Below are 26,259 nucleotides of genomic sequence, written 5' to 3' on the forward strand. Positions count from 1 at the left end.
AGTTTGAAAATGCCAATTTTCAAACTCTCAAATTCTAAAAGTGGGCGCAGGCGCATTTAATAAATGAAAGTTTGAGCATTTGAAAATGCTGATCTTCAAATTTTCAAATGCTCAAATTCTCAAATCGTAAAATGAGCATAGCCGCATCTAATAAACGTTTCCAGAATATAGGCCTCATAACAATAGTTTGCCTGTTTGTTTTGATACTTGCAGGGGGTGTTGTGCGTAGTTCTGGTTCTGGCATGGGCTGCCCCGATTGGCCTAAATGTTTTGGCCGCTACATTCCACCCACAAACAGTGCCGAGTTACCTAAGGATTACAAGCAAACGTATGTTGAAAAGCGTTTAGCCAAGAATGAACGTTTTGCCAAAACCCTTGATGTTTTTGGCTATAGCGACCTTGCCAAACGGATCCGCGAGGATCGCTCTATCCTGATCCCTGAAGAATTTAATGCAGGCAAAACCTGGACAGAATATATTAACCGTTTAATCGGGATGATCTCTGGCATCTTCCTGTTGCTATCAGCCGTTTATTCATTTGATTATTGGGGCAAGGATAAAAAGATAACCGTACTGAGTGTTTTTAACCTCATCCTGGTAGGTTTCCAGGGATGGTTGGGTTCCATAGTGGTATCAACCAATTTGGTGGCCTGGATAGTTACTGTGCATATGCTGCTGGCCCTGGCTATATTAGCCATTTGTATTTACACATACCACCTGGCACGGGTTTATGGCAATAGTAAATTGAATACCAGCCCTGCTATTTATATCATTACTATTATAGCGCTGGTGTTAAGCATAGTACAAATTACCTTTGGTACCGAAGTACGTGAAAAGATCGACGCTGTGGCAACACATTACCAGGGCGGCTACCGCGATAACTGGATAAAAGGTGCCGGACAAATTTTTACCAATCACCGCGATTTGGCAACATTGGTTTTTATCATCAACGTGGCGTTATACGCCCTTATTCGTAAGCGTTTTAACAGGCATTCTATTCATCAGCAGTTAATGAGCTTTAACTTTTTAATGATCATGCTGCAGATGGTTACAGGCGTATTATTATCATACTGGGCATTGCCGCCGGTAGCGCAGGCAGCCCATATTTTATTGGCAAGTTTAATATTTGGTGCTCAGTTTTATTTGCTGTTGAATTTACATCAGTCGGTTAATGTTAGGGGGATAAGCAAATGAAGTGGAGCGATTATTCAAAGCTGATAAAATTGAGGTTAACCTTTTTGGTTACGTTTTCTGCATCGATATCATTTTTGATAGGCAGCAAGGCCAACGGCCATATAGATTGGCTTAACTGGGTAAAACTGATTGTAGGTGGCTTTTTAGTAACATCAGCGGCCAATGGTTTTAACGAGATCATTGAAAAAGACCTGGATAAGTTGATGAAACGCACCATGGACCGGCCGCTGCCTTCAGGCAAGATGACCAACGGACAGGCCCTGGTGTTAAGTTTAGGCATGGGCATGGCAGGCACCTATCTGTTGGGCAGCCTTAACCTGCTTACCGGCTTGTTATCGGTATTTTCGATATTACTATACGCGTTTGCATATACGCCGCTAAAACGTAAATCGCCTATAGTGGTATTTGTAGGTGCTATACCGGGCGCTTTGCCACCACTTATCGGTTATGTGGCAGCGCACGGTAAGATTGATACCATCGCGTTGATATTGTTCGGTATTCAGTTTGTATGGCAGTTCCCTCACTTTTGGGCTATCGCCTGGGTGTTGGATGATGATTATAAGCTGGCGGGTTTCAGGTTGTTGCCAACCGGCAACCGCGATTTAGGAAGTGCGATAATTACCTTTATATTTACACTGATATTACTGCCTGTAAGTTTATTGCCAACTATTTACGGTTATGGCGGTTACTATGTAGGTGCGGTATCGTTAGCATGTAGCGTAGTGTTTTTGTACCAGGCGTATAACCTGTTACGCACACAGCAAATAGAAGCGGCCCGCAAACTGATGTTTGGCTCGTTTATGTATTTGCCGGTGGTACAGTTAATGTTTTTGTTTGATTTTATAGGAAAGTGAAAATGATGGCTTCGATTCAGAAAAATGGCGATAAGCTTGACCTGGCCCCCAAAAAATTCAACATGTGGATCTTTATATTCACGTCGTCGATGTTTTTTGCGGCTTTAACCAGTGGCTTTATCGTTTATAGCGGGGGCAAAGGTCACGGCCTTAACGTGATTATGCCCAGCGCTTTTATGTACAGCACCGCGGTAATCATATTAAGCAGTGGTACTTTGTTTTTGGCACATAAGGCAGCAAAAAATTTGCAGTTTGGTGTGCAGCAATTGTATTTGTGGTTAACCTTCGCCCTTGGGGTGGCTTTTTTTGCCATCCAGGTATATGGCTGGTACGTGTTAACCTACAAAATGAACGTTTATTTAACCGATCCGAATGCTTCGCGTTCGTTCGTTTATATATTTACCGGCATGCATTTGATTCACATCATTGCAGGCTTATTATTAATATTGAATACCTTAACAGGATCATACAGAAACATTCCGCAGGTTAAGAACCTGTTTAAAATGGAAATGACTTCTATTTTTTGGCATTTTGTCGGAATTATATGGATTTATCTGTATGTTTTTTTACTTTTGAACCAAAATTAACACACCATTATTTAAGTACAAATGAGTACAGCAGTATCACAAATTGATGAAGTAAAAACAACTCCGTGGTCGGGAGGGAGATCTCCCTTCAATGTTGAGTACGGAAAAATTATGATGTGGTTTTTTCTCCTTTCGGATGCATTTACCTTTTCGTCATTATTGATTTCTTACGGAGCATTGCGCTTCAGCGCGGCTGTTTGGCCCGCGGCAGATAAAGTTTTCCAATCGGTACCAGGCACCTCGATTGATCATGGCGCGCCATTGGTTTTCGTAGGTATCATGACCTTTATCCTCATCCTGAGTTCTGTTACAATGGTGTTAGCTGTTGAGGCTGGTCACCGCAACTCAAGAAAAGAAGTTGTTACCTGGATGATATTAACAGTTATAGGTGGTTTTATGTTCCTGGGTTGCCAGGCCTTAGAGTGGAACCACTTACATCACGAAGGATTTTGGTGGGGAAGTACGCCAAGTGCTGAAGCATTAAAGGAATTTTTTAACGGTGGTACTGCCGCTGCGCAGCACCTGACAGCGCAGGAGTTTGCTAACTTATTCTTTACCATTACCGGTTTTCATGGTTTCCACGTATTCACCGGTGTTATCATCAATATCATCATTACTGTAAACGTATTGATGGGTACTTATGATAAACGTGGCAGTTACTTAATGGTTGAAAAGGTTGGTTTGTACTGGCACTTTGTAGACCTTGTTTGGGTATTTGTGTTTACCTTCTTTTACTTAGTTTAAAAATATTATTTATATGTCGACAGAATCACACGAAGTTCACCACGAAGAAGGCGAACACCAGTCAATGACCAAAGGAAGGATCATCAAAGTAGCACTTATCCTTTCTGCTATCACTGCGGTAGAATTTATTATAGCTTTAATATTGGTGCCCAAAGGTATTGTGCCAATACATTATGCTAACCCGGTGTATATTGTATTGACTTTGCTTAAAGCATTTTACATCGTAGCTTTCTTTATGCACTTAAAGTTTGAGAAACTGGGTTTGGCTTTAGCTATCATTGTCCCGATCTTATTTATCATAGGTTTAATCCTGGTACTTACTAACGAAAGCCACCACTGGGTTGATCTGCGGGTGTAATGAAGGCAGCCATCTGGAAAAAAATTACAGTCCTGGTGCTCATTTTAGCAGTACCAGGATTTTTGTATTATTTACTAACCGCTAAAGGCAAAAACAGGTATAAACCGCTTGCCTTTTTTGGCCCTAAAGTGGTTGCCAAAACAAGTCACCGTTTTCATGGCCAGGATATCCCGGATACCATCTATTATAAAGTTCCGGCGTTTAAGCTCACCGATCAGAACGGTAAGCCGTTCAGCGAAGCCGACCTTAAAGGAAAGATATTTGTAGCCAGCTTTTTTTACACCCATTGCCCCACGGTTTGTACTACCATCAACAAAAATCTGAGCTACCTGGTAGGTACCTACTGGAAAAACAAAATGGTGTATTTTACCAGCATTACGGTTGATCCTGACAGGGATACCCCGGATGTTTTAAAATCCTATCTTGAAAGCTATAAGCCCGAATCAAACCGCTGGTTGTTTTTAACCGGCGATACCACATCTATTTATGGTCTGGCCCGCAAAGGCTTCCTGGTAGATGCTTTACAGGCTGGGAAGGACGATTTTATTTATAGTGATAAGCTCATCCTGATTGACCAGGATAAACACATCAGGGGCTACTACTCCGGCGCTAACACAACCGATGTAAACCGCCTTAACGACGAGATTAAAGTATTAATAGCCGAAGAGCTGCGCAAAGTGGATAAGGCCCTATATTAAACATCATGACCGATAAATTTATATTTCGCTTCGTGGCGGCAGTAACTGTATTTGTAATAACAGTTGTTGTTGTATTGAACCGTCACCTGATCCCGGGCCCCGAAGTAGCACCTGCGTTTACCCCGTACCTGCCCATGCTTAATGCTGTGCTTAATGGTACTTGTACTATACTTTTGCTTACTTCATTGTACTATATTAAGCAGGGCAACATAGCAGTTCACAAGCGGCTTAACATTATCACTTTTTGCCTGTCATCCACTTTCCTTGTATCGTATATTTTGTTCCATTACCTCATGCGTCATGATACACTTTACGGTGATGCTAATTTTGATGGTGTACTGTCGCCTGCCGAGCGCGAAAATGTTGGTGGGATGCGTACCTTATATCTTTCTATTTTGGTGCCGCATATTATTTTAGCCGCCGGGGTATTGCCATTGATATTGCTGAGTTTTTACCGCGGTCTGCAAATGCAGGTGGCCAAACATCGTAAACTGGTACGCTGGACTTTTCCTATCTGGTTATTTGTAACCGTTACCGGCGTTATTGTTTACCTGATGATTAAGCCTTACTATAACTTTTGATAGTGGGTAAAAACAGGCTTGTTTACTGAGTTGTTACTAATTTATTATTCCTTAAATTTGTCGCTATGAAACGGATCTCAAAAATTGTTCTTTTCGTAATGGCCCTTGGGCTAATGATGGCTGTTAGGCAGCCTGTAAAGGCCCAGTGCGCGCAATGTGCCGCAACGGTAGAAACCAACACCAAAGAGGGCGGTAACGCCGCTAAAGGCCTTAATAAAGGCATCCTGTTTTTATTAGGTGCCCCATACCTTGCTGTAGCGGCAGGTGGTTATGTCTGGTATAAAAACTATCGCCGTAAAAATGTTAACCTTAACATGCGCGACGAAAAATTAAACCTTAACTAATAGCCCGATTATTTTAAACACCTGCCATGCCCGAAACCCCCAAAGCATGGGCCATGCTTCATTGTAAATGCCCCCGGTGCCGAAGAGGCAATATGTTTATGGGCGGTGCCTACAGCTTTGCAAACAAAATAAATTTAAACTGTCCGCATTGTAACCTGCACTTTGAAATTGAGCCGGGATACTTTTACGCGGCCATGTATGTGAGCTACGCGCTTAACGTTGGCGAAGCATTGGGTTTGGCCTGGTTAACCTATTTAGTTACACATAATTCCGATTCGCCCTGGTTATATCTTAGTGTGATAATATTAGGCTGCTTTGTACTGGCACCTATAAATTTCAGATATTCGCGGGTGTTGCTGTTATATTGGTTATCGCCCAAAATACACTACCAGGCTTACTTAGATACCGATGATTTACCAGGAAAGTCTTGATTTTTTAAAAGATCTGGCAGAGAATAATAACCGCGAATGGTTTTTAGCCAACCGTGAACGTTATGATGTTGCCAAAGATAATGTAGTTGATTTTACGGCGCAGCTGCTTGCCAAGCTGCAAAAGATTGATCCCGCTATCGACGAAAGCACGGACCCGAAAAAACGGGTAATGCGCATCTATCGTGATATCCGTTTCAGCAAAAACAAAACACCTTATAAGAATAACTTTGGGGTAAGTATTCCTTCCATGGGATCGAAACCCGGTACCGTTGAGTTTTATTTACAGATCCAGCCCGGCAATTCCTTTATTGGCGGCGGTTACTGGATGCCCGAAGCGCCTAATTTAAAAACCATTCGCCAGGAAATTGATTATAATGCCGGCGAGTTGAGGCAGATCATCGACGACAAGGAATTTGTGAAGCTTTTTGGCGATTTTAAGAAGCAGGAGCAATTGAAATCCGTTCCGCGGGAATATGGCGCGGATAATGAGAATATCGACCTGCTGAAGCTGAAAAGCTTTGTGGGCTGGCATAAAATTACTGATAAGGAAATTACCGGCAGTAACGCGGTACAATTAGTTGCCGATGCCTGTAGCAAAATTTATCCGCTTAATGTATTTTTGAAAAATGCCCTTGCATAATAATTTACGCACATGAAAATTAAATATCTTTTATTAGCCCTTACCCTTTGCATTGGCTTTAGCTCGTGCAAAATTCTGTCGCCTAAAGAGTACCGCTCCCTGGTCGCGCAACGCGATTCATTAAATACACGTACCGAAACCCTGGAGACACAATTGGCGCAACTGCAAAACGATACCATGCGCCTGCACAAGCAGATTAATGATCTGCGCAATAATAACCTGGCGCTAAACAACAACCTTGATGTAACATCAACCAAAGCCAATCAATTAAGTGCCGATTTGCAAAAGCTGTCTGCCGACCTGCAAAAACGGGAAGCCAGGTTAAAGGAAGTAGAGGACATCCTGAAAAAGCGTGATGAAGCAACCAATGCCCTTAAGAATAAGCTACAGCAGGCTTTGCTTGGTTTCCAGGCCAGCGGCTTATCTGTTGATATCCGTAATGGAAAGGTATATGTTTCTCTTGCCGATAAGTTGTTGTTCCCATCGGGTAGTATCATTATTGATGATAAAGGTAAACAGGCCCTTAAACAATTGGCCGTGGTATTGAACAAAGAACCCGATATCAACATGGCGGTTGAAGGCCATACTGACGATAAGAAAGTAAAAAACCTTGGGCAGATCAAAGACAACTGGGATTTGAGCGTACTGCGTGCCACATCGGTAACGCGCTATTTAACCGAAGTTGAAATGGTTGATCCGCACAGGTTAACAGCTACCGGTAAGGGCGAGTTTCAGCCGATAGATGCCACAAATTCAGACGAGGCGCGAACAAAAAACCGAAGAATTGAGATTGTGTTAACACCAAAACTGGATGAGTTGTACAACCTGATCACCAAATAACAAAAACGCTCCCGAAGAAATTCGGGAGCGTTTTCGTTATTTGGGCGAACGAGTCAGTTTTGAATATCATTAATTTAGAGGATTTTCTCCCCCAGCGGGGGAAGAGCTTTGTAGCAAAAAGCCAAAAATGAAGCTCCGTGCCGTAGGTACGGAACCCTGGGGTAGCGTACCTACGGCACGCAAAATTTTAATTTCCATATGGCTACAAAGCTTTTGCTCCGATGGAGCAACCTTTCAAGCTCTTAGCTTAATGGCGTTGGGCTAAGGCCTGTGTAGTATGAGCGGATAGCACGGGCAGCAGGCAACGCTATAAATTTGACTTATAACACTCAGAAGCTGTTTAAAAACGGTTCTGGAAAGATATTACAGTCAAAAAAATCGCATTGCTTCGTTGTTTACGTTCATAATGATGTATTTCGTTTTCTTGGTATCGGTAGAACGCTGGAGACGACTCACCCCGGCAGCGCTTCGCTGGCCGACCCTCTCTCCGGCTAAAGCCGCAAAGAGGGTAAAAACTGTTTTTATTTTCCGCCCCCTCTATGCGACGCAGTCGGAGAGAGGGGAAGACGTGCGTAGCCTCGTCGGGGTGAGTCGTCTGCGCCTTGTTCACGTCATGCTGTCCTTCAGATATCGAAAATCTTACCAAAGGCAGTAACAATCTATTTTTCTTATTTTTAAACAGCTTCTAAGAAGCTGCTTCAATGCAAATAGTAATCATGAAAAATATTATGTAGGTTAGTTTACCTAAAATATTTCACATGTTTAAGAAATACACATTTGCCTTATTGCTTGCACTGTGCGCAATTGGCAGCTATGCCCAAACAAAACCGGTTATTATTCCGCCATACCTCCACATACAGGGTGACTCGGTTCAAGGAAAGCAATTGATAGCATCATTGAATGATCTTTTAAGCCAGTTATCAAAGCCGAACAAAGAAAATACCCTGGTGTTAAAAGATGCTTTGCCAGAAACATCTGCCCTGCTTGATGAAATGAGGAACATGACCGATGGCAAGGGCGCGGATAAAAAGGATATTTACCCTTGTTATTTAACCAATGCGGCTATGTTAGATAGTGCAAGCTACCTGATTCAGCTTGCATACATGGGTGTAACTAATTCGGTACCCGTATTGCGGGCCGCCTTTACGTTTACCGCGCAAAAAGCCGAAGGCCGGTTTTATTTTAGCTCGCCACTGAAAAGTAATACCAGGGGATGGAAGCTCAAAAGTGATGGAAGCTTTTCTTTTTACTACAGCACTGCGCTTAACCTGGATAAGGTAAATATTTATGTGAAAAAGGCCAGGGAGTTTGATAAGCGTTTGCATGCCCCTGTTTACCAAACGCAAATTTACCTGTGCAATAACCTGCCCAACGCCATGCGCCTGCTGGGGATTGACTATAAACTGGATTACAACGGTTACGGTCAGAGTAATTTATCGGCCTTTGAAAATAACATTGACCTATCCCTAACGGGCCGGGAGGTAAATGATCCGGCGGCTTTAGATCTGCACGATCTTTGGCATAGCAGGCTGCACCGTGCGGTATCTGTAGCAGTGATAAACAAGCCACTTGATGAAGCCAGCGCCTATTTATACGGTGGCAGTTGGGGCATAAGCTGGCCCGAGATATTTAAACGGTTTAAAAGCTATATGGGCGATAATAAAGATTGGTTGACGGCTTTTAACGATAATAAAAACTTTGGTGTTAATCAGCAATATCACCTATACGTATCCTATGTAATTAACGCCCTGATCGTTCAACAGCTTGAAAAGGATAAGGGATTTGCCGCGGTAATTGAACTGATTAGCTGCGGTAAAAAGGAAGCCGATAATGAAAACTATTTTAAAGCGCTGGAAAAGATAACCGGAATTACTAAAGCGAATTTTAACAACCGGGTGGGGAAACTGGTTGAAGCCGAAGCGAAGAAATAGGCGTTTCACAAAAGCCAGACTTACGAAGTTTTTAAAACTTCGTAAGTCTTTCATAGCTTTATTCTACCTCTTCCATTAAGGTATTAAAAATCACAAACTTTTCATCAAACTTTGCCTGGTGCGTTGCCTGTAACTTATGCAGGTGGTTCATGTAATACTGCTGAAAATGTTCGATAGTTTCGGCATGGTATTGAATGCAATAGGTAACGCCTTCGTTTGGCGAATCGATAACCGTTAAAATGCGATATGAACTGAACAAACCGGTAGCCATTACAGCCGGGATATGAATGGTTTTCATGTAATGAAGCCATTCGTCCTGTATGGCCTCATCTAATATTATGGTATCGTTGTATACAATCATGGCTTCAAATTTAGTTCATTGGTTCATTAGTTCACTGGTTCATTAGTATTAATTTTAGATAGTAAGCTTTTTACCAATGGCGTCGGGCTATTGCGAACTTAATCTATCCGTGTTAATTTAAATTAGCTAATGAACTTTTCACCAATGAACTAATGAACCAGTGAACGAATGAACCAAAATCACGAATCCGCCTTATCGCCCCTCAGCAATCTGAACCGTTTGCGGGCTTCGTTGATATACAGGCTGCCGGGGTAGTCGGTTATGATCTTTTGGTACCAGTTTTTGGCGTTGGTTTTATCATCAAGATGGTTTTCGTAAATGTCGCCCAACATAAAAACAGCGTCATCGGCCCAAAGCTCGGTTGGGTGGTCATCAAAGATCTTTTTGAGCAAGGGTACCGCATCAGTATAATTTTTTTGTTGAATAAGGATGCGGGCTTTGGCCATCAGGATATCGTCGCTTAAACTATTACCCGGAAACTTTTTATCAATGCTATCCAACGCCACTAACGCTTTGGCGGGCTGTTCGGCAAAGATTTGCAGATCGGCCCGGGCATAGGTCTTTAACGCGGCTCCCGAGCTGTCGATGGCCACATTATCATTAATCAGCAGTAACAAATTAAGGGCATCATTGGCTATCAGTTGTGATGTAGCGGCCTTCAACACATCAAGCTGCCCCTTAGCCCAGGTAAAATCACCGGTATAGTAAGCCATTTTTGCGTTGCGAAATTTGGCATCCTGGGCAATGGGGGTATTAGGAAAATCTTTTTCAACCTGGCTGTATAACAGGGTTGCTTCCCATGGCTGGTTATTTAACAGGTAAATATCGCCTAAATCCAATTTGCAGGAGGCTAATAGTTCGGCCCGGATATTGGGGATGGCAACGGCGCTTTCTAACAATTTTTGCGCGTCGTTAAGCTTATGGAGTTTAAAGGCCTGCAGGCTGGCCAGCTTTTGCATGGCAAACACGGTGTTATTATTGCGGCCAAATTCGGTAAGTAAAGCAAGGTAATCCTGTTCTAACCCTAACAGGTCGGCAGGTAAATATTTACCGGTGGTAACCTTTAGGTTTTTGGTATTGATAAGCTCTATTTTGGCTGGAACATACAGTGGATTACCCGTGCCCTTGGCAATAATATATTCATAACCACGGATGGCAGTATCATAGGCTTCGTTGGTAGTAAGCGTTCGGCATAGCTCATAAATACTATTGCCCTCGTCATTTTGCCGCCTGCTAAGGGCCAGTGCCTGGTTAAGGGCCAGGTCATATTCCTTTTGCTGCATGTATTGCCAGGTAAGCAATTCTGCATAAATGGTTTGCTGAGGGTCTTTCTGTATCCGCCTCAATAAGGCCGATTTTAATAGCGCGTAATCGGCCTCACCCTCAAATATGGTAGCAAAGTTACTTTCGGCCTGGGTAATAAAATTAGGGTTGGTTGGCAAAAAATTTAGATACTCTTCGGTAAGCGAAACCTTATCCCGCTTAAAACGGTACAGGTTGATGAGCTCATAAGTGAACAATTCGTCGTTTTTTAACAACTTACGACCCTGTAAGAAAATTTTTATCGCATAATCTGTATTAGTACTCTGGTAAAACTGATTAGCAAGGTTGGCAATCTCCATTTGATCGGCAGGCAGGTTTTTCAGCATATCATCGTAAATGCCGTTGGCTTTATCAAGGCTGCCTTGCTGGGTGTATACCGTACCTAATACTATCTGGTATTCATTAACGTTAGGGTGCTTGCGGATCAGTTTTTTGGTGATGCTTTCGGCTTCGCTGAATTTTTTAAGGCTTAGCAGGGTGTTAACGTAATAGGAGTAGTAGGTTTCGTTGTTTTGTTTAAAAAGTTTTTGATAAATCTCCAATGCTTTTTGAGGCTCGCCATTGGTGTTATATTGCATGGCAAGCTGCAGTTCGTTGTCTTGCGCAAACAGGGTGCCTGTACCCGCCAAAACAAAAATAATAATTGCAAATAAAACCCTCATCTAATCAAAAATAGGTAATTAATATTTATACCACGGCCGTTTTTAGTTATTATTCGTATAACGGTACAACAGGGTAAAATTGTAGTGACATTTTGATAACGTTAACTTATTTATCTAATTTGACCTGATTAATAAAACACGATAAGTTGAATATGCTTCATCGCTTAAGGATTTTGTTATTTATTGCTTCGGTTACCCTTATATGCTCCTGCAAAGAGCATATCAAGCAAATTCCTATTGCCGATTTTTTTAAAACACCAGAAAAAAGCGCTTTTAAAATATCGCCCGATGGCAAATACATTTCTTATTTAAAGCCCTATAAAGACAAGCAAAACCTGTTTATCCAATCGCTTGCCGATGGTGCGGAACATATGGAAACTTCTTTTGAGGATTATCCCGTACGTGGCGATTACTTTTGGACGTACAATAATCAACTGGTTTTTAACCAGGATATTGTGGCTAACGATGGGTTTAAAATGTACGCGCTGGATGTGGTCGCGCAAAAGATGCGCACTATTTTATCGTTAGAAAAAGTAAGGGTAAGTCTGGTAAACCGCAACAGACAGCAGCCGGATATAATAACCGTTAAAATGAATAAGCGTGATCCTGCTAATTTTGATATTTACAGGCTCAATATAAAAACCGGCGAACTTACCCCATATCTGATAAACCCAGGTAACATAACGGAATGGTTTCCTGATGCTGATGGCAAGATTCGCCTGGTGAGGGCATCCGACGGGGTGGACGAAACTATTTTGTACCGCCCGGATGATGCATCGCCGTTTAAACCTATTATTCAAAATAATTTTAAAAATTCGGTAAGGCCCATTGCATTTACCGGTGTGAAAAATAATTTCTACGCGCTATCAAACGTAAACCGCGACAAAACAGCTTTGGTGGAAATTAACGCGGAAGATGGTAAAGAGCAACGCACTATTTTTAGTAATGATCGTGCCGATGTGATGTTTGTGGAGTATTCCAAAAACAAACATCGTGTTGAATTTGCCAGCTGGGACGACGCAAGGCCCCATAAACATTTTTTGGCACCAGATATTGAACATATTTACAACACGTTACAGGAGCAGTTAAAAGGCAATGAAATAAGAGTGGTTGATCGTGATAGTTCTGAAAATAAATTTATTCTGAGTACCTATACCGACCGTAACCCGGGGTCGTTTTACTTGTATGAAAGTAGTACCTGCAAGCTAAGTAAGCTTGGCGACGTAAACTCATCCTTAGTGCCGGGTGAATTATGCGCTATGCAGCCAATAAGTTACAAGGCAAGCGATGGTTTAACCATCAATGGCTATTTAACGATGCCTTTGGGTGATAAAAAAACTAACCTGCCTGTTGTGGTGTTGCCGCATGATGGCCCTTGGGCGCGCGATTCATGGGGGTACGATGAGCAGGTGCAGTTTTTGGCCAACCGGGGCTATGCTGTTTTTCAGGTAAATTACCGGGGATCAACGGGCTATGGTAAGGCTTTCAGAAGCGCCGGCTACAAACAGGTAGGCGGTAAAATTCAGGAGGATATAACTGATGGTGTACATTGGCTTATCAATAAAAAGATTGCCAACCCTAAAAAGATCGCAATCTTTGGTGGCCGTTTTGGTGGTTTCTCGGCTTTATATGGCTTATCATTCCATCCCGAATTGTACAACTGTGCTGTGGTTCAATATGGGCTGATCAACTTTTTTACTTATATCAAAGATGCGCCGCCTTTTGTTAAGCCGTATTTAAAAATGACCTACGAAATGGTTGGCAACCCCGAAACTGATGCCGATTTGTTCCGGGCTATTTCGCCGGTTTTTCATACAGATAAAATAAAAGTGCCGCTGATCATTTTCCAGGGGGCAAAAGACCAGCGGGCCAATATCAGCGAGTTAAACCAGTATGTGCGCGAATTGCGAAAGCACGATGTGGATGTTAAATACTTTTTAAAACCCAATGAGCGTGCTTATTTTAGAAGTGAGCATAACCGCCTTGAAATGTATACCGAGATAGAGCGATTTTTGGCGGATAATATGAGGGTTAAACCATAGAGGTTATGCCGGTACAAAAGAATGCTTACCGAAAAAATTTTTCGCTGATCGTCATTTTCCTGGTGCTCATTTCCATCACGTTTGTGGTAGCACTTTTCATCTCTTATAATCTTACTTCAAAATATGTGGAGAATGAATTCGCATCAAAAAAAATAGAAGTATTGGAGCAAACCATTAAGCCCTATAACGATTTTTTTCAGAACAAGATTCCCGAGATCACCTCTTATCAGGGGTTTCTTGATTCCACATCGGCCCGTAAATACGTTGCTTCGGTTTTTCAGGATTACGGGTTTGTTAAGAAAGTAGTTTTTTATGATGCTTTAATTGGCGGGCATCCCACTGCCATTAGTACCCGGCTTAATAATTTGGATATTTCGCTTAAGGCAACTTACGTGTTTGGGCATAATAAAGATGGAATTTGGAGTACGAAGCAAATACACCCTGCCGATGAATCGGATTTTAGGCAGATGGCGGCCAAGCTAAGCATCTATATTGCTTTTTCTGATACTACACGGGTATCCAGCCAGGATGAGTTATACAAAACCTTTTGGGATGTAAAGCCAAACAAAATAACCTATACCAATATCCTGCGCCGGCAAGATGTAAAGGTGTTTCGCGAATTGCAGCATGGCATCGTGCCTTCAGAGGCCTATAAGCAAAACATGATGACCTTTTATCTTGATCCTTTTTTGCTCAAGGTGAAAAATACGCATCACGAGTTATATCAGAATGTATCTATCCAGCCACTGGTTTATGACCCCATTGACAGTGAGGGAAATAAACTGATCACCGAAGTTTCTTTCCCGAAGGCATTCTCAGATTATAAACTGTTCTTCAGTTCTGACCAGGGATATCTTACGGCCGAGATCAATCGCAGGTTTATGCCTATTGGTGCAGCCGTTTTGGTGATCACCCTGTTTTTAGTAGCTATAGGCTGGCTTATTTATCGTAATCTGAATGTTAACCTTAAGCTGTTTAAGCTACAGTACGATTTTATTAACAATTTTACCCATGAGTTTAAAACCCCGGTAAGCGTAATTAAAATTGCGGGCTCCAATTTGCGGGGCGATGGAGAGTTAACTGAACGGCAGCGCAAGCACTATGGTAAAATTTTGGATGAAGAGGCAGATAAGTTAAACGATTTGATGAACAAGTTGTTATCATTCACCCAACTCGAAAATAAATCCATCAACATTAAAAAAGAGGAAGTTGTGGTTGATGACTTTGTTGGCCGCTATATAGATACTTTTAAAATTAAATATCCCGATTTTAAGATAAATTACAAGGCGGATGGCCTTCATGTTTTTTATACAGATCCAGTGCTTTTAGGCAGTGTTTTTCAAAATTTGATAGAGAATGCTTACAAGTACTCGCATCCTAAAAAGAAGGAATTGAGCATAAACATTACGCAAAAAAAAGGGGACCTGGTGTTTTCGTTCATTGATAGAGGGATAGGGATTCCTAAAAACGAGCACCAAAATGTCTTTAAGAAATTTTATAGAATAGAGAACCAATATAACCAAAACGGAAGCGTAGGTTTGGGTTTGGCATTTTGTAAAGAACTGGTTAATTTTATGAACGGAGAAATCACTGTTAACAGTAAAGTTAATGAGGGCTCGGAATTTATAGTTACGCTTCCAAACGAAAATTAAATTATGAATAAAGAAATTAAGATTGCGCTGGTTGAAGATGATGAGAACCTGCGTTTCCTGGTTGCAGAGCGTTTGCAAACCGAAGGTTATAAAGTTTTGGAAGCCGACAATGGCAGCGATGCCGAAGAAATGATCCTGGCCGAGCAGCCGGATATTGTGCTGCTTGACTGGATGCTGCCCGGCAAAACTGGCTCCGAAGTTTGCGGCAGCATTCGTGAAAAGGGCTATGATAAACTGGTGATTATGATGACCGCCAAAGCCCAGGATGTTGACAAGATTGAGGCTTACAATTTTGGCGTATCTGACTACATTACCAAACCATTTAATATGGATGTACTGGTGGCGATGATTGACAGCAAGATTAAATTCAGCCTGAACAGTGAAAAGGCCGAATCATACAAGTTTGCCAACATGGAGCACTTGCCAAATACCCATCTGCTTATCAGGGATGGTCGTAAAATTGAGTTAACGATATTGGAGAACCGGATTCTGCTTTACTTTTTGAAAAATAAAAACAAGGTAATTAACCGCGAAGAGCTGATGATGGAAGTTTGGGGCTATAACGCCGATGTAAATACCCGTACCCTGGACATGCACATTGTTCGCCTGCGTAAAAAGATAGAAACCAATGCCGATTCGCCTCAGTATTTACAAACTGTTAGGGGGATTGGGTATAAGTTTGTGTATAATCAATAACCGAAACTTCGGGTTTGTGGTTTAATATAAAACGCCATTGCATATGAAGCAATGGCGTTTTTAGTATGATATGCTCAAAGTAAGGTATACTTTACTTATTTGTCATTATTTTAAACGCTGTTAATGAAATAACGGAAGTGTTTTTATAGGATACTTCTCTAAGCAAAAGTTTATCCCCGGTAACAAAGTAATCCGCATTTGCAGTTTCGCATAAAGCAAATAGATAATCATCTTTTTCATCGGCTACCACTTTCGTAACTATTATAATTTCAAACTGTATAGTAGTTAACTTATAGAACTGAATTAATTGCCCGATGTAAGTTTTAGTAAAATACTTTTTAAATTTTGGCCTTAAAAGAACCTCTATGAGCTCAATTTGTAACTCCTGACAGGCGGCTATTGTGATTTTGCTTTTTTGAAGATGAGATATGAAATCTAATTGTTGTGTTAGTGCAAGAGATACCCAGATATTACAGTCAAGTACAACAATCATTAGTGCTTTGCTCTAACAGCACGTACTTCCTCAACTATTTCATCCATAGTAGGCTTTTTACCACGTTTAATCATGGCGTTTAACTCTGTGGCAAGTTTGAAACTATCATTCTCAATAATTACACCTAACTCTTTAAGCAGGGACTTTATCAATTTTGATTTCTTTTCGGGAACCTGTATCATCAATCTTTCCATAATCAAATATAACAATTTAAGAATCGTATAGCAATAAGGCTATTATTTCCCCAGGGCAAACGTATCTAAATAATTAACGGGGATAAGCTGTTATTTAATAATAGGTAACGGAATTGGCTTATGACGTCAGGAAGATATAAGCATCAAACGGTACTTTTATTGACCAGCAGCAGGCACAAATATTGGGTGTGCCTAAGTTGCGCGGTACATCATTTTTGTGTTAACCATGTAAAAATATAAAATATTGATTATTAGGTAATTATGATGTATTTTATCTAAAATATGTTAAGTTATGTTAACCCAAATAGAATGGCTACCCTGATTATTTCCCATATACTCTTGCTACAATAAAATCACCAAAGAAAGTCCTTTCAGCTATAACGTTATACCGTTTCAAATCAAAGCAGGCAACTATCCCCGGCAACTTACCCGCCTCAATACCACATAGCACTCTAAAAAACAAAAACATACTTTTCAATAGAAACGCCTGCCACCACTTACCGGTTAATTGAAAGTCGCAATTAAGCCATAACGCTCCTGGCTTAAGTAAAGTGTGGATTTGATTAAATACGGTTTTTAAAGTTTGCTCGGTAAAGTTGTCGAACAGGAACGGAGTTATGGCTACGTCAAAATCGTTTGCTAAGGTCACATTTTCAATTACGTCATTAATGAAAATTACTTCGTTATCGCCGGTGTTTCTTTTCTGAGATAGGCTCATCATAGCCGCGGCCACCTCTACATACGTAATTTGCAGGCCCGAAGGATAACGTTTGGTAATTTCTTCCAATATCCAGCCGGTGCCGCCGCCAACTATAAGGATTTTACTATTCGGTTTTATATGGCCAATTAAATAAAGCTGCGCGCTGATGATGGCTTTGCCATAAACCAACCGGGATAAACGATCATAAAACCAGGCAGAATTATTAAAATTGGCAGCCATATCAATGGCTTTTGAATATCAGGCCGGCTAACACAAGTACTACATATTGAAGGATCAATACACCATCCATAAAAAAGAAGTAATAGTATTCGTCTTTTTTCCAGGCAGATTTAAAAATGAGCCATCCGGCTAAAAAGGTGGTGAGGGTTAATGCGAAGAAATCGACACTAAAACCGTTTTGTCTGAACAGGAAAAGTAACACAATGTAACCGGCAAGCAATACCTGGCAAAACAGGTAAGCTTTTTTTTCGCCCCAAACAGTAGGGATGGTTTTAAGGCCCATTTTAAGGTCGTCAAACAGGTCGCGGATGTCAAATGGTATTGTGAGCGCACCAATAAATAAAAAGCGCTTGGCAATAAGCAAAGTGGTATCATGCATCGAAATGTTTGTTAGATGCAGGTGCATAGACTCCAACAGCGGAAATAACACACAACTTAAAGTCCACACCAGTGTAATCAAAAATGGCTTTAAGCCAGGGATATTGCGTAACCCAAATTTCTGTTCGCCAATGGCAAATAATGGCAAGCTGTAAGAGAACGACAATGCGCCCAAAAAGATGAGCAATATTTTTGATTCGGTAGTGATCAAAAAAAAGAGGGGAATAAGGCAAAGCAGCGATACAATGGTAAACGTAACCATGAGCCTGTAGTGGGCAAAAAACCAGCGTACCCTAAAATAAGGAGATGTTTCGGGCTTTTTAGGCTTGGTAACAATAATACAAAAGTTGTAAATGCCGAGGGTAGATGTAAACAACAATCCTAAAACAGACAAAACAGGTTTTGAACCTATTAAATGAAAAGTAACCAAAGCCTGCGCCACAGCGCAAAGAGCCATGAAAATATTACTGAACAGCAGAAAATCAAAAACAAGTTTAAATATTCTCTTCATCGGTAATGACTGGACCACCTTGATCTTTATGTCTGTTTAACAGCGGGATCATGGCCGGCTTTTAATGTAAATATCGTAATCTCCGGTAATATTCCAACTCTTCCGTACAAGCCAACAAAGCCATAACCAACGTTAACGTATAGCTGTTGGTTGCCCTGTTGGTAATGCCCCGCCCACTCTTTGTAAATCATTTCTATCGGGCTCCATTGAAACTCATTGGTACGTACCCCAAACTGCATCCCGTGGGTATGACCCGAAAACATGGCATCTATTTGCGGATAGTCTTTTAAAACCTGGGCCCGCCAGTGCGATGGATCATGTGACAATAGTAATTTTACAGGCAGATCATCGGTATTTTTGGTAGCCAGGTCCATGCGGCCATATTTGGGGAAGCGGCTGTATTCGCCCCAGTTTTCGATACCAAGGATACCTATTTCTTCACCATCTACCTTAAGGCGGCGGTTTTCATTCAGTAACAGATCCCAACCCATGTTTTTATGGGTAAGAATCAAATCCTCGTGGTTTTTCTTTTTATCAGCCGGATTCGGCCAGTCGCCATAATCGCCGTAGTCGTGGTTCCCTAAAGATGAATAAACTCCCAGGGGGGCTTTTACTTTAGCAAAAATATCCTGGTAATCCGTCATTTCGCTGGCCTGCCCGTTAACCAGGTCACCGGTAAAAAATATAAGATCGGGCTTTTCTTTCAGCAGCATCTCCACACCACCCAACACGGCCTTTTTTTTATAAAAACTCCCAGAGTGTATATCGGAGATCTGCCCAAGTTTAATACCATCAAACGCTTTTGGCAAGTTAGGCAGGTAAAGGGTTTGATACCTTACGTGGTAATCGTACAAGCCTTTGGGCATTTCTATTTTTATGGCAGCCAATGGCACCGCCCCTGCCAATAAGCCCGCTTTTAATAGAAATTCTGAACGTGGGATAGCGTCTGGAATAGGAACAGCAGGGCTATCGGCCGATAAGTTTTTGAACCGGTTTTTATGCCATATGCGCAGGCGTTTTATATCATCTATCAATAAAAAAGGCAAAAAGGCCAGCTTTCCTATAAACAGGAGTGAAAACGCCAATAAGCCGGCTGCACGTACTCCAAGGCCAACAAAACGGATATAGGCCCCGGTTAATAACCCACAAATTAGCAAGATATTAGCTGCCCAATAAAAGAAGTTAAATTCTCTTTTGTGCAGGAATTTCCATTTTGGGAATGCGCCCCGCAGTCCGTGTAGCACGTACAGGTCAACAAGTAATAGTGCCGAAACGATGAGTAAAATATTAAGCGCTTCCAGGGTCATTTAAACAAAGGTAGCGATTAATAGCGGTCGTCGTCTAAATCCAGGTCATCTTCATCGGGCTGTAAATTAAACAGGCTGTTAAACATGTCTGAAAACGCGAAGCCATTATCTAAAAATCCTTTATTTAATTGCGAAAACTCTGACAGACCATGCAGTACAAATTCCATCAATAATAGCTGCTGATTTTCGTTTAAACGCGGGTGCTGTTTTTTAACCAGGTCTTTTAATCCGGCAACTTCGTTCAATTCCTTTTTATAATCCTGGAATGGCATATCATCAACCAGGGCCAGGTTATTGCCTTCGCCAAACCAATTGATGATGCTGGCATACGGGTTTACACCTTTTGCTTTTTTAGCTTTTTCAGGATCAGGGAAGAATGCTAATAACAGTGTTTTAATGGCTTTGCCAATCAGTATGTTAGCCACTTTACCCGGGCCTTCCAATTCGCCTTCATAAACCAGCTCAATTTTACCGGTGATGGCAGGAATAACACCTAAAAAGTCGGTAATGCGTACAAAGGTGCTTGGCTCATGGTTCATGATCATGCGGCGTTCGGCATTGCTGACCAGGTTTTCATAGGCCGATATAGTTAAACGAGCCGACACGCCCGATTTTTTATCAATGTATTCGGAGTTGCGTGCTTCAAAAGCAATTTGCTCAACAAGGTCTTTCACCAGGTCATCAGCTTCAACAGTTTTACGTTGCTCATCGGTAAGCTGGGCTTCCTGTTGGGTGATCTTCCGGCTGATTTCTACTGTACGCGGATAGTGTGTCAGGATCTGGCTTTCAATACGATCTTTAAGTGGGGTTACTATCGAACCACGATTGGTATAGTCTTCGGGGTTGGCTGTAAACACAAACTGGATATCTAAAGGCAGGCGTAATTTAAAGCCACGGATCTGGATATCTCTTTCCTGTAAAATGTTAAATAGCGATACCTGGATACGGGCTTGTAGATCGGGTAGTTCGTTGATCACAAAAATACCACGATGCGCGCGCGGGATCAGGCCGAAGTGGATAACCCGTTCATCAGAATAAGTTAGCTTTAACGTGGCTGCTTTAATTGGGTCAACATCGCCAATCAAATCGGCAACGGTAACATCGGGGGTAGCCAGTTTTTCGGTATAACGTTCGGAGCGATGGATCCAGCCTATTGGAGTATCATCGCCTTTTTCTTCTATAGCGTTATGCCCGTACCATGAAATTGGGGCGTAAGGATCATCAAACAGATCGGAGCCAATAATGTATGGCACATACTCATCCAATAAGTTGATCAGCAAGCGCGCGATACGGGTTTTAGCCTGACCACGTAAACCAAGCAATAAAATATTGTGACGCGATAAAATAGCAGTCTGCAGATCTGGAATCACGGTATCTTCAAATCCGATAATTCCTTCAAAGCCACCTTCGCGTTTTTTTAACTGCTCAATTAAATTGGCACGTAATTCATCTTTAACCGAACGGCTTTTATAGTTCGTTTTTTTTAGTTCGCCAAGGGTTTTAATATCTTGTAATTTGTTCATTCTTTATGTTGATTTCACCGATAGAAAAGTGATTCCACCGATTAGTTTTTTAAGTCGATAACAGCCGTTTTCGCTCCCCCTTTAGGGGGCTGGGGGGCTTTATCTTACCGTTTTTCTTCTGTTTTTGATATAGTCCTCAAAAATGTACTCGCCTAAGCCATTTAATGAGCTGTAAAAAGCCTTGCCTCCGTTTGTTTCGGTAAATTGACGTACAAACTGTTGCAGGTAAGGGTCTTTAGCTATCATGAAGGTGGTGATGGGTATTTTAAGGCGTTTACACTGGGCGGCCATATTCAGGGTTTTGTTAACCACTTTTCTATCCAGTCCTATACTGTTTTTATAATACTTGGTACCTTCCTTTAAACAGGTAGGTTTACCATCGGTAATCATAAAAATTTGCTTGTTGTGCGTTTTTCTACGACGTAACAGATCTGTAGCCAACTCCAAACCGGCATAGGTGTTGGTATGGTAAGGGCCAACCTGTAAATAGGGCAGGTCCTGTAAAGTAATAGGCCAGGCATCGTTACCAAATACAACAATGTCCAATGTATCCTTAGGGTATTTGGTACGGATGAGCTCGGCCAGTGCCATGGCTACTTTTTTGGCCGGGGTTATCCGGTCTTCGCCGTATAAGATCATGGAGTGCGATATATCGATCATCAACACGGTAGAAGTTAGGGTTTTATAATCCATTTCTTCTACTTCCAGGTCGCGCTCGGTCATCATGAAATCGCCGATGCCGTGGTTAACCTGGGCATTGTGGATAGATTGGGTCATATCTATCTGGTCCAAACTATCGCCAAACTCAAATTCGCGGCGTTCGGCATTTTTTTCATCGCCCTGGCCCGATTGTGGCGAGCGGTGATTGCCTTTGCCCGATTTTTTGAGCTTGCCAAAAATTTCTTCCAATGCCGATTGCCGAATGCTTTGTTCAGTTTTAGCAGTGATGTTAAAACCCCCGTTTTGCTGATCATCGCTCAGGTATCCTTTTTGTTTAAGCTCATCAATAAAATCGCCCATACCATAATCATCGTTGGTAAGGTTATATTGTTTATCAAGCTCGTTTAGCCAGGCTAAAGCTTCGCCTGCATCGCCCGCAGTATAGTTGAGCAACTCAAGGAATAATTTCAATAATTCTTCAAATCCGCCTTTAGGGATCTGGTTGGGTTTAAACTTGGAAAATCCAAAACCGCGCATATTTTATCCTTTCTGTACTATAAAGGAACGGATAATTTTCAGGAAAAGTTTGGCGGCACGGCTATTATAATGAATTGTTAGGTAAGTATGACAAAAGGTAGATGTGCTGGTTTTTGATTTGAGAATTTGAAGATTTGAGAATTTGAAAATGCAAAGCCTTTGAAATAGGAACAGTCGACAGCTATTTAGCTATCGACTGTTCCTATTTTTGAATTTTTACTTTTGAATTTTGCCTTTACAAATACGCCAGGCTATGCAGCAACTCCGGCGGGTAAACGGGGTTTGCACCGCGTTGGCTGGCCACAAAGGCTCCTACCGAACAGGCTTTATCAACCACACGTTGCATGGGATGGTTGGCCATGATGCCGGCTATAAAGGTAGCTAGGAAGGAATCGCCGGCGCCTACCGAATCTGCTACTTGTACGGGGCAGCCGGGGCTTTCATAAAATTCATGATCGTGCCAAACTATAGCGCCATGTTCGCCACGGGTAACACAAATGGTGCGACTGTGATATTTGGAGCGAAACTCATTGATCTGGTCTTTTAGCGAGCGTCTGCTACCTCCTATAAGCAGGGCCGCTTCTTCTTCATTCATCTTCACTACATCGGCACGGGCCACTAATGTTTCGATGGTTGAAAGCGTATAGTGTGGGGGCCGAAGGTTGACGTCAAATATTTTCAACGCATCGGTTTCGTCAAGCAGGTTAAGCAAGGTTTCGCGGGTTTGAGCCAGGCGACAGGCCAAACTACCATATACAATAGCAGCAGAGTTTTTTGCCGCCATGTTAAGTGCATCGGTTGTTTCAATAGCATCCCAGGAAACCGGCTCGGGTATAATATAAGTAGCCTGGTTGTTTTCATCAAGCTGAACGGTAACCTCGCAGGTGGGGTGTTCATCATCCTGTTGAATAAGGTCACTATATAATCCGTTTGATTTCAGAAACTCAATCAGTATATCGCCGCTGTTATCCATTCCTACAGAACTTGCCAGGGCAACATTAATCCCTTGCTGCACTAAGTGACGGGCAACATTCATTGGCGCGCCACCGGCTTTTTTACCATCGCCAAAGGCATCCCATAAAACTTCGCCAAAGCATAATACCTGATTTTTCATAAATAGATTGTTGTTAGGCCTGTAAAATCAAAGATATACAGGATTTGGGGATTTTTTATAGGATTTAAAGATTTGACAGGATTCTGTCTGAACCGCGATTCTGCAGATTTTAGCAGTTTCCTGGATTTGACATGTGTGCTACGATGAAAAACGTTAATTCTTCAATCTGGTGAATCAAGGTCCAGATAAAAAATATCCAACTCCAAAATGCTACCTCCGCTCTTTTAATGTTGATTTGAGATTTGCTCAAAAACTTTACATTTGCGGCGAGAGCTTAATGCATGAAAACAGGTTTGGTTATAGGCAAGTTTATGCCGTTGCATAAGGGGCATATCGCTTTAATTGATTTTGCTTTGCAGCAATGCGATGACCTGATAGTTTTGGTAAGCGCCAGTTACGATGAACCCATATGGGGCAGTCAAAGGCTGGAGTGGCTTAAAGAAACTTACAAGGATAACACTAAAGTAAGGCCCTGGCTGCTTAACTACGATGAGGCTGTTTTGCCCAATACCTCGGTATCATCAGAAGGGGTTTCCCGTATTTGGGCCAATTACCTGCAGAAACATCTGCCGCCTATTGATGTGATCTTTGCATCCGAACCTTATGGCGCTTATATGGGGCGTTTCCTGAATTGCGAAAGCGTGATTTTTGACGAGCCGCGAACAATGGTTCCCGTATCTGCTACCCAGATCAGGGAAAAACCTTTTGCTTATTGGAACTTTTTGGCCGATGCTGCCAAACCCTACTTTACTAAAAAGATCTGCCTATTAGGTACGGAATCTACCGGGAAAACTACCATGGCTAAAAGGCTGGCGCATCACTTTCATACTATAGATGTACCCGAAATGGCGCGCGATATTTTGGAGCATACCAATGAGTGTACCGAAGCCGATCTGCTGCAAATAGCCGAACTGCACGCCAAAGCCATTAACGAACAAATAAAGCGGGCCAATAAAATCCTGTTTGTTGATACCGATGTTAACATTACCCGATCCTATAGTCGGTTTTTGTTTGATAAGGAACTACAAGTGCCCGAATGGGTAGAAGCCGCCAATCATTTCGATTTGTACCTGTATCTTGATGTAGATGCTCCTTACGTACAAGATGGTACCCGGCTTAATGAAGAGGACAGGGTTAAACTCGACGAAAGTCATAAACGTGAATTAGCAGAACGGGATATCAAATATGTGTTAATCCAGGGCGATGACTGGGACGAACGGTTTGAGAAAGCCGGCAAGGCGGCTGTGCAGTATATAAAAACCGGAAGTGTAAATTTATAAAGCGCAATCTTATCCAAGCGCGCCGATCTGAGGTATCAGAAAACTGTTGTTTAATTTTTCGCTTATACGCAAAAGCGTACCTGTTTAACAAGTAAACAGGTACGCTTTTTATTATTGGGTATAATAGAAATATACGGGTTTGAAAGAATACTATGCTTCGGCTTTCTTTTCGCCGGCGTAAGGCAGGGTGCCCATGAAAATTACAAGGCCGATACCAAATACAATTAAACCACTAAAAACCAATGCTGCTGAAGCATCTAAACCGCTAACTGAGTCGGCAGCGTTAAAAGTATGTTTTGGGGTAAAAATAAAGCCGTATGCAACAGCTAAAATACCGGCGAATGTAACTGCGAGCCCTAAAATCTTTTTCATATTGTGTAATATAAAAGCTAAATATCCGGCAAATATATGTATAAACTTAGCTTGTAAAGTAATTAAATTAAAATTTCCATTAAGCAAATCCCCAACACGGAACTACGCTACCCGAACCTAAGCTTAATAAGGTTTACCTGCGGCCAATTCCTTGTTGGCCCATTTTACGGCCAGCTCTTCGCGAAATTTGGCGTACTTTTCTTTAAATACCATTTTAAGTACGCTATCTACGCCGCCTTTTACGGCCAGGTTATAAAGGCTCGCAGCTTTACGGGTTAACGATGCATCCCAGGCACGTAAACTCAGCGAGTATGAGCCATCAATGTATTTCATCCAGTGCCAGTAGCCGGTAGGCATAAATAGGGTATCGCCATGTTCCAGATGCACATCAGTTCCTTCTACACCATCCAGTGCGGGGAATTTTTTGGTATCGGGGTTTAGTACATCATAGTCCTCTAACGCGTACGTGGCATTGGGTATACAATATAAACGGCGCTTCCATTTGTTTTCAAACAATATCACATGTTTGCGGCCGCCAAAGTGGGTATGGAAAATATGCGGCAGGTCAATATCATAATGCAAAAACGTAACCGAGTTTGATCCCCCAAAAAACATGCCCGGCATGCTTTCTAAAAAGCCACCCATCAGGTCTTTGGGTAATACGATATCATTAAGCAACTGTGGTGCCTGTTTAAATATATTGAAAAAGAAAATGCGCAATTCTGTAGGCTGGCTGCGTATGAGGTCCATATACTCATCAAAAGGCATTTCGGTAGCCGATGAGTTGATGGGTTTTGAAGGATCGGCTTTGGAGTTATCATACAAAGGCACCACCTTTTTGCCAACTACTTCCTTAAGGTATTCCGGCGTCCATTTTTCGCGGGCGGGCCAGGTTTTGGTAAGGCCTTTAATTACCAGGGGGCGGCGTGGATCTAAATAGTTCTTCTTAAAATCTTCAGGAGAAATATTTTCAACAGTATCAATCGGGTTAAGTATAAAACTCATATATGTTA

The 26,259-nt window shown here is 41.9% G+C and carries 28 protein-coding genes; 16 read left to right on the forward strand and 12 right to left on the reverse strand.

Annotated features, from left to right (window positions below; all coding sequences use genetic code 11):
• The first annotated feature begins 131 nt into the window (after positions 1-131).
• The 12 genes from FHS10_RS12850 (at position 132) to FHS10_RS12905 (ending at position 9,201) form a co-directional block, all read left to right on the forward strand.
• Positions 132-1,193 carry a COX15/CtaA family protein gene (locus FHS10_RS12850; RefSeq protein WP_259091230.1) on the forward strand — a complete coding sequence of 354 codons (1,062 nt, stop codon included), beginning with the start codon at positions 132-134 and terminating at the stop codon, positions 1,191-1,193.
• Entirely contained in the window at positions 1,190-2,047 is an 858-nt protein-coding gene (gene cyoE, locus FHS10_RS12855) for a heme o synthase (protein ID WP_259091235.1), read from the forward strand. Before FHS10_RS12850 ends, cyoE begins: the two co-directional genes overlap by 4 nt.
• A 2-nt stretch (positions 2,048-2,049) precedes the next feature.
• On the forward strand, positions 2,050-2,634 hold the full coding sequence (locus tag FHS10_RS12860; RefSeq protein WP_259091236.1) for a cytochrome c oxidase subunit 3: 585 nt from the start codon (positions 2,050-2,052) through the stop codon (positions 2,632-2,634).
• 21 nt (positions 2,635-2,655) lie between these two features.
• Positions 2,656-3,378 carry a cytochrome c oxidase subunit 3 gene (locus FHS10_RS12865; protein ID WP_259091238.1) on the forward strand — a complete coding sequence of 241 codons (723 nt, stop codon included), beginning with the start codon at positions 2,656-2,658 and terminating at the stop codon, positions 3,376-3,378.
• Between the two features lie 13 nt (positions 3,379-3,391).
• Positions 3,392-3,736 (forward strand): cytochrome C oxidase subunit IV family protein, encoded by a 345-nt coding sequence (locus FHS10_RS12870; RefSeq protein WP_259091240.1) that lies wholly within the window; start codon positions 3,392-3,394, stop codon positions 3,734-3,736.
• A complete protein-coding gene (locus FHS10_RS12875) occupies positions 3,736-4,434 on the forward strand; it encodes an SCO family protein (protein WP_259091241.1) in 699 nt (232 codons plus the stop codon). Before FHS10_RS12870 ends, FHS10_RS12875 begins: the two co-directional genes overlap by 1 nt.
• Positions 4,435-4,439: 5 nt before the next feature.
• Entirely contained in the window at positions 4,440-5,015 is a 576-nt protein-coding gene (locus FHS10_RS12880) for a DUF420 domain-containing protein (protein WP_259091242.1), read from the forward strand.
• A 65-nt stretch (positions 5,016-5,080) separates the two neighbouring features.
• Positions 5,081-5,359, forward strand: coding sequence for a CAMCR motif-containing small membrane protein (locus FHS10_RS12885; RefSeq protein ID WP_259091243.1), 279 nt, complete (start codon positions 5,081-5,083; stop codon positions 5,357-5,359).
• 26 nt (positions 5,360-5,385) lie between these two features.
• On the forward strand, positions 5,386-5,790 hold the full coding sequence (locus FHS10_RS12890; RefSeq protein ID WP_259091245.1) for a DUF983 domain-containing protein: 405 nt from the start codon (positions 5,386-5,388) through the stop codon (positions 5,788-5,790).
• Entirely contained in the window at positions 5,768-6,430 is a 663-nt protein-coding gene (locus FHS10_RS12895; protein WP_259091246.1) for a DUF2461 domain-containing protein, read from the forward strand. The genes FHS10_RS12890 and FHS10_RS12895 overlap by 23 nt, the downstream gene beginning before the upstream one ends.
• Positions 6,431-6,442: 12 nt before the next feature.
• Positions 6,443-7,270, forward strand: coding sequence for an OmpA family protein (locus FHS10_RS12900; RefSeq protein ID WP_259091247.1), 828 nt, complete (start codon positions 6,443-6,445; stop codon positions 7,268-7,270).
• Between the two features lie 758 nt (positions 7,271-8,028).
• On the forward strand, positions 8,029-9,201 hold the full coding sequence (locus FHS10_RS12905; protein ID WP_259091249.1) for a hypothetical protein: 1,173 nt from the start codon (positions 8,029-8,031) through the stop codon (positions 9,199-9,201).
• Between the two features lie 58 nt (positions 9,202-9,259).
• On the opposite strand, the gene FHS10_RS12910 is transcribed toward FHS10_RS12905, so the two are convergent.
• Both FHS10_RS12910 and FHS10_RS12915 read right to left on the reverse strand, forming a co-directional pair.
• Positions 9,260-9,562: a DUF4286 family protein gene (locus FHS10_RS12910; protein WP_259091250.1), complete on the reverse strand. Its 303-nt coding sequence runs from the start codon at positions 9,560-9,562 to the stop codon at positions 9,260-9,262.
• A 179-nt stretch (positions 9,563-9,741) separates the two neighbouring features.
• A complete protein-coding gene (locus FHS10_RS12915; protein WP_259091251.1) occupies positions 9,742-11,547 on the reverse strand; it encodes a tetratricopeptide repeat protein in 1,806 nt (601 codons plus the stop codon).
• A 152-nt stretch (positions 11,548-11,699) separates the two neighbouring features.
• Between FHS10_RS12915 and FHS10_RS12920 the strand changes: the two genes are divergently transcribed.
• From FHS10_RS12920 to FHS10_RS12930, 3 genes are read left to right on the forward strand one after another with little or no spacing between them, the layout of a single operon-like run.
• The gene (locus FHS10_RS12920) at positions 11,700-13,589 is read left to right on the forward strand and encodes a S9 family peptidase (RefSeq protein WP_259091253.1); all 1,890 of its coding nucleotides are present in this window, start codon (positions 11,700-11,702) and stop codon (positions 13,587-13,589) included.
• Positions 13,590-13,594: 5 nt separating this feature from the next.
• Positions 13,595-15,241, forward strand: a complete 1,647-nt coding sequence (locus tag FHS10_RS12925; protein WP_259091254.1) for a sensor histidine kinase — start codon at positions 13,595-13,597, stop codon at positions 15,239-15,241.
• Between the two features lie 3 nt (positions 15,242-15,244).
• Entirely contained in the window at positions 15,245-15,937 is a 693-nt protein-coding gene (locus tag FHS10_RS12930; RefSeq protein ID WP_259091256.1) for a response regulator transcription factor, read from the forward strand.
• Positions 15,938-16,028: 91 nt separating this feature from the next.
• Here the strand turns inward: FHS10_RS12930 and FHS10_RS12935 are convergent, their stop codons facing one another.
• From FHS10_RS12935 to FHS10_RS12970, 8 genes are all read right to left on the reverse strand, one after another.
• Positions 16,029-16,430, reverse strand: a complete 402-nt coding sequence (locus FHS10_RS12935) for a putative toxin-antitoxin system toxin component, PIN family (protein WP_259091257.1) — start codon at positions 16,428-16,430, stop codon at positions 16,029-16,031.
• The gene (locus FHS10_RS12940; RefSeq protein WP_259091259.1) at positions 16,430-16,624 is read right to left on the reverse strand and encodes a hypothetical protein; all 195 of its coding nucleotides are present in this window, start codon (positions 16,622-16,624) and stop codon (positions 16,430-16,432) included. The genes FHS10_RS12935 and FHS10_RS12940 overlap by 1 nt, the downstream gene beginning before the upstream one ends.
• A gap of 322 nt (positions 16,625-16,946) precedes the next feature.
• Entirely contained in the window at positions 16,947-17,564 is a 618-nt protein-coding gene (locus tag FHS10_RS12945) for a class I SAM-dependent methyltransferase (protein ID WP_259091261.1), read from the reverse strand.
• A 1-nt stretch (position 17,565) separates the two neighbouring features.
• A complete protein-coding gene (locus FHS10_RS12950) occupies positions 17,566-18,453 on the reverse strand; it encodes a UbiA prenyltransferase family protein (RefSeq protein ID WP_259091262.1) in 888 nt (295 codons plus the stop codon).
• 26 nt (positions 18,454-18,479) lie between these two features.
• The gene (locus tag FHS10_RS12955; protein ID WP_259091264.1) at positions 18,480-19,760 is read right to left on the reverse strand and encodes a metallophosphoesterase; all 1,281 of its coding nucleotides are present in this window, start codon (positions 19,758-19,760) and stop codon (positions 18,480-18,482) included.
• Positions 19,761-19,777: 17 nt separating this feature from the next.
• Positions 19,778-21,283, reverse strand: coding sequence for a sigma 54-interacting transcriptional regulator (locus tag FHS10_RS12960; RefSeq protein ID WP_259091265.1), 1,506 nt, complete (start codon positions 21,281-21,283; stop codon positions 19,778-19,780).
• A 99-nt stretch (positions 21,284-21,382) separates the two neighbouring features.
• A complete protein-coding gene (locus FHS10_RS12965; RefSeq protein ID WP_259091272.1) occupies positions 21,383-22,480 on the reverse strand; it encodes a vWA domain-containing protein in 1,098 nt (365 codons plus the stop codon).
• A gap of 235 nt (positions 22,481-22,715) precedes the next feature.
• Entirely contained in the window at positions 22,716-23,594 is an 879-nt protein-coding gene (locus FHS10_RS12970; RefSeq protein WP_259091273.1) for a carbohydrate kinase family protein, read from the reverse strand.
• A 281-nt stretch (positions 23,595-23,875) separates the two neighbouring features.
• Here FHS10_RS12970 and FHS10_RS12975 point away from each other — a divergent pair, with 281 nt between their 5' ends.
• Complete coding sequence (locus FHS10_RS12975; RefSeq protein ID WP_259091275.1) at positions 23,876-24,874, forward strand: AAA family ATPase; 999 nt, start codon at positions 23,876-23,878, stop codon at positions 24,872-24,874.
• A 150-nt stretch (positions 24,875-25,024) separates the two neighbouring features.
• On the opposite strand, the gene FHS10_RS12980 is transcribed toward FHS10_RS12975, so the two are convergent.
• Both FHS10_RS12980 and FHS10_RS12985 read right to left on the reverse strand, forming a co-directional pair.
• Positions 25,025-25,246, reverse strand: a complete 222-nt coding sequence (locus tag FHS10_RS12980) for a hypothetical protein (RefSeq protein WP_259091276.1) — start codon at positions 25,244-25,246, stop codon at positions 25,025-25,027.
• Between the two features lie 123 nt (positions 25,247-25,369).
• Positions 25,370-26,251, reverse strand: coding sequence for a cupin-like domain-containing protein (locus tag FHS10_RS12985; RefSeq protein ID WP_259091278.1), 882 nt, complete (start codon positions 26,249-26,251; stop codon positions 25,370-25,372).
• Positions 26,252-26,259 lie beyond the last annotated feature (8 nt).

Source organism: Mucilaginibacter dorajii (assembly GCF_024808255.1).
Taxonomy (GTDB): domain Bacteria; phylum Bacteroidota; class Bacteroidia; order Sphingobacteriales; family Sphingobacteriaceae; genus Mucilaginibacter; species Mucilaginibacter dorajii.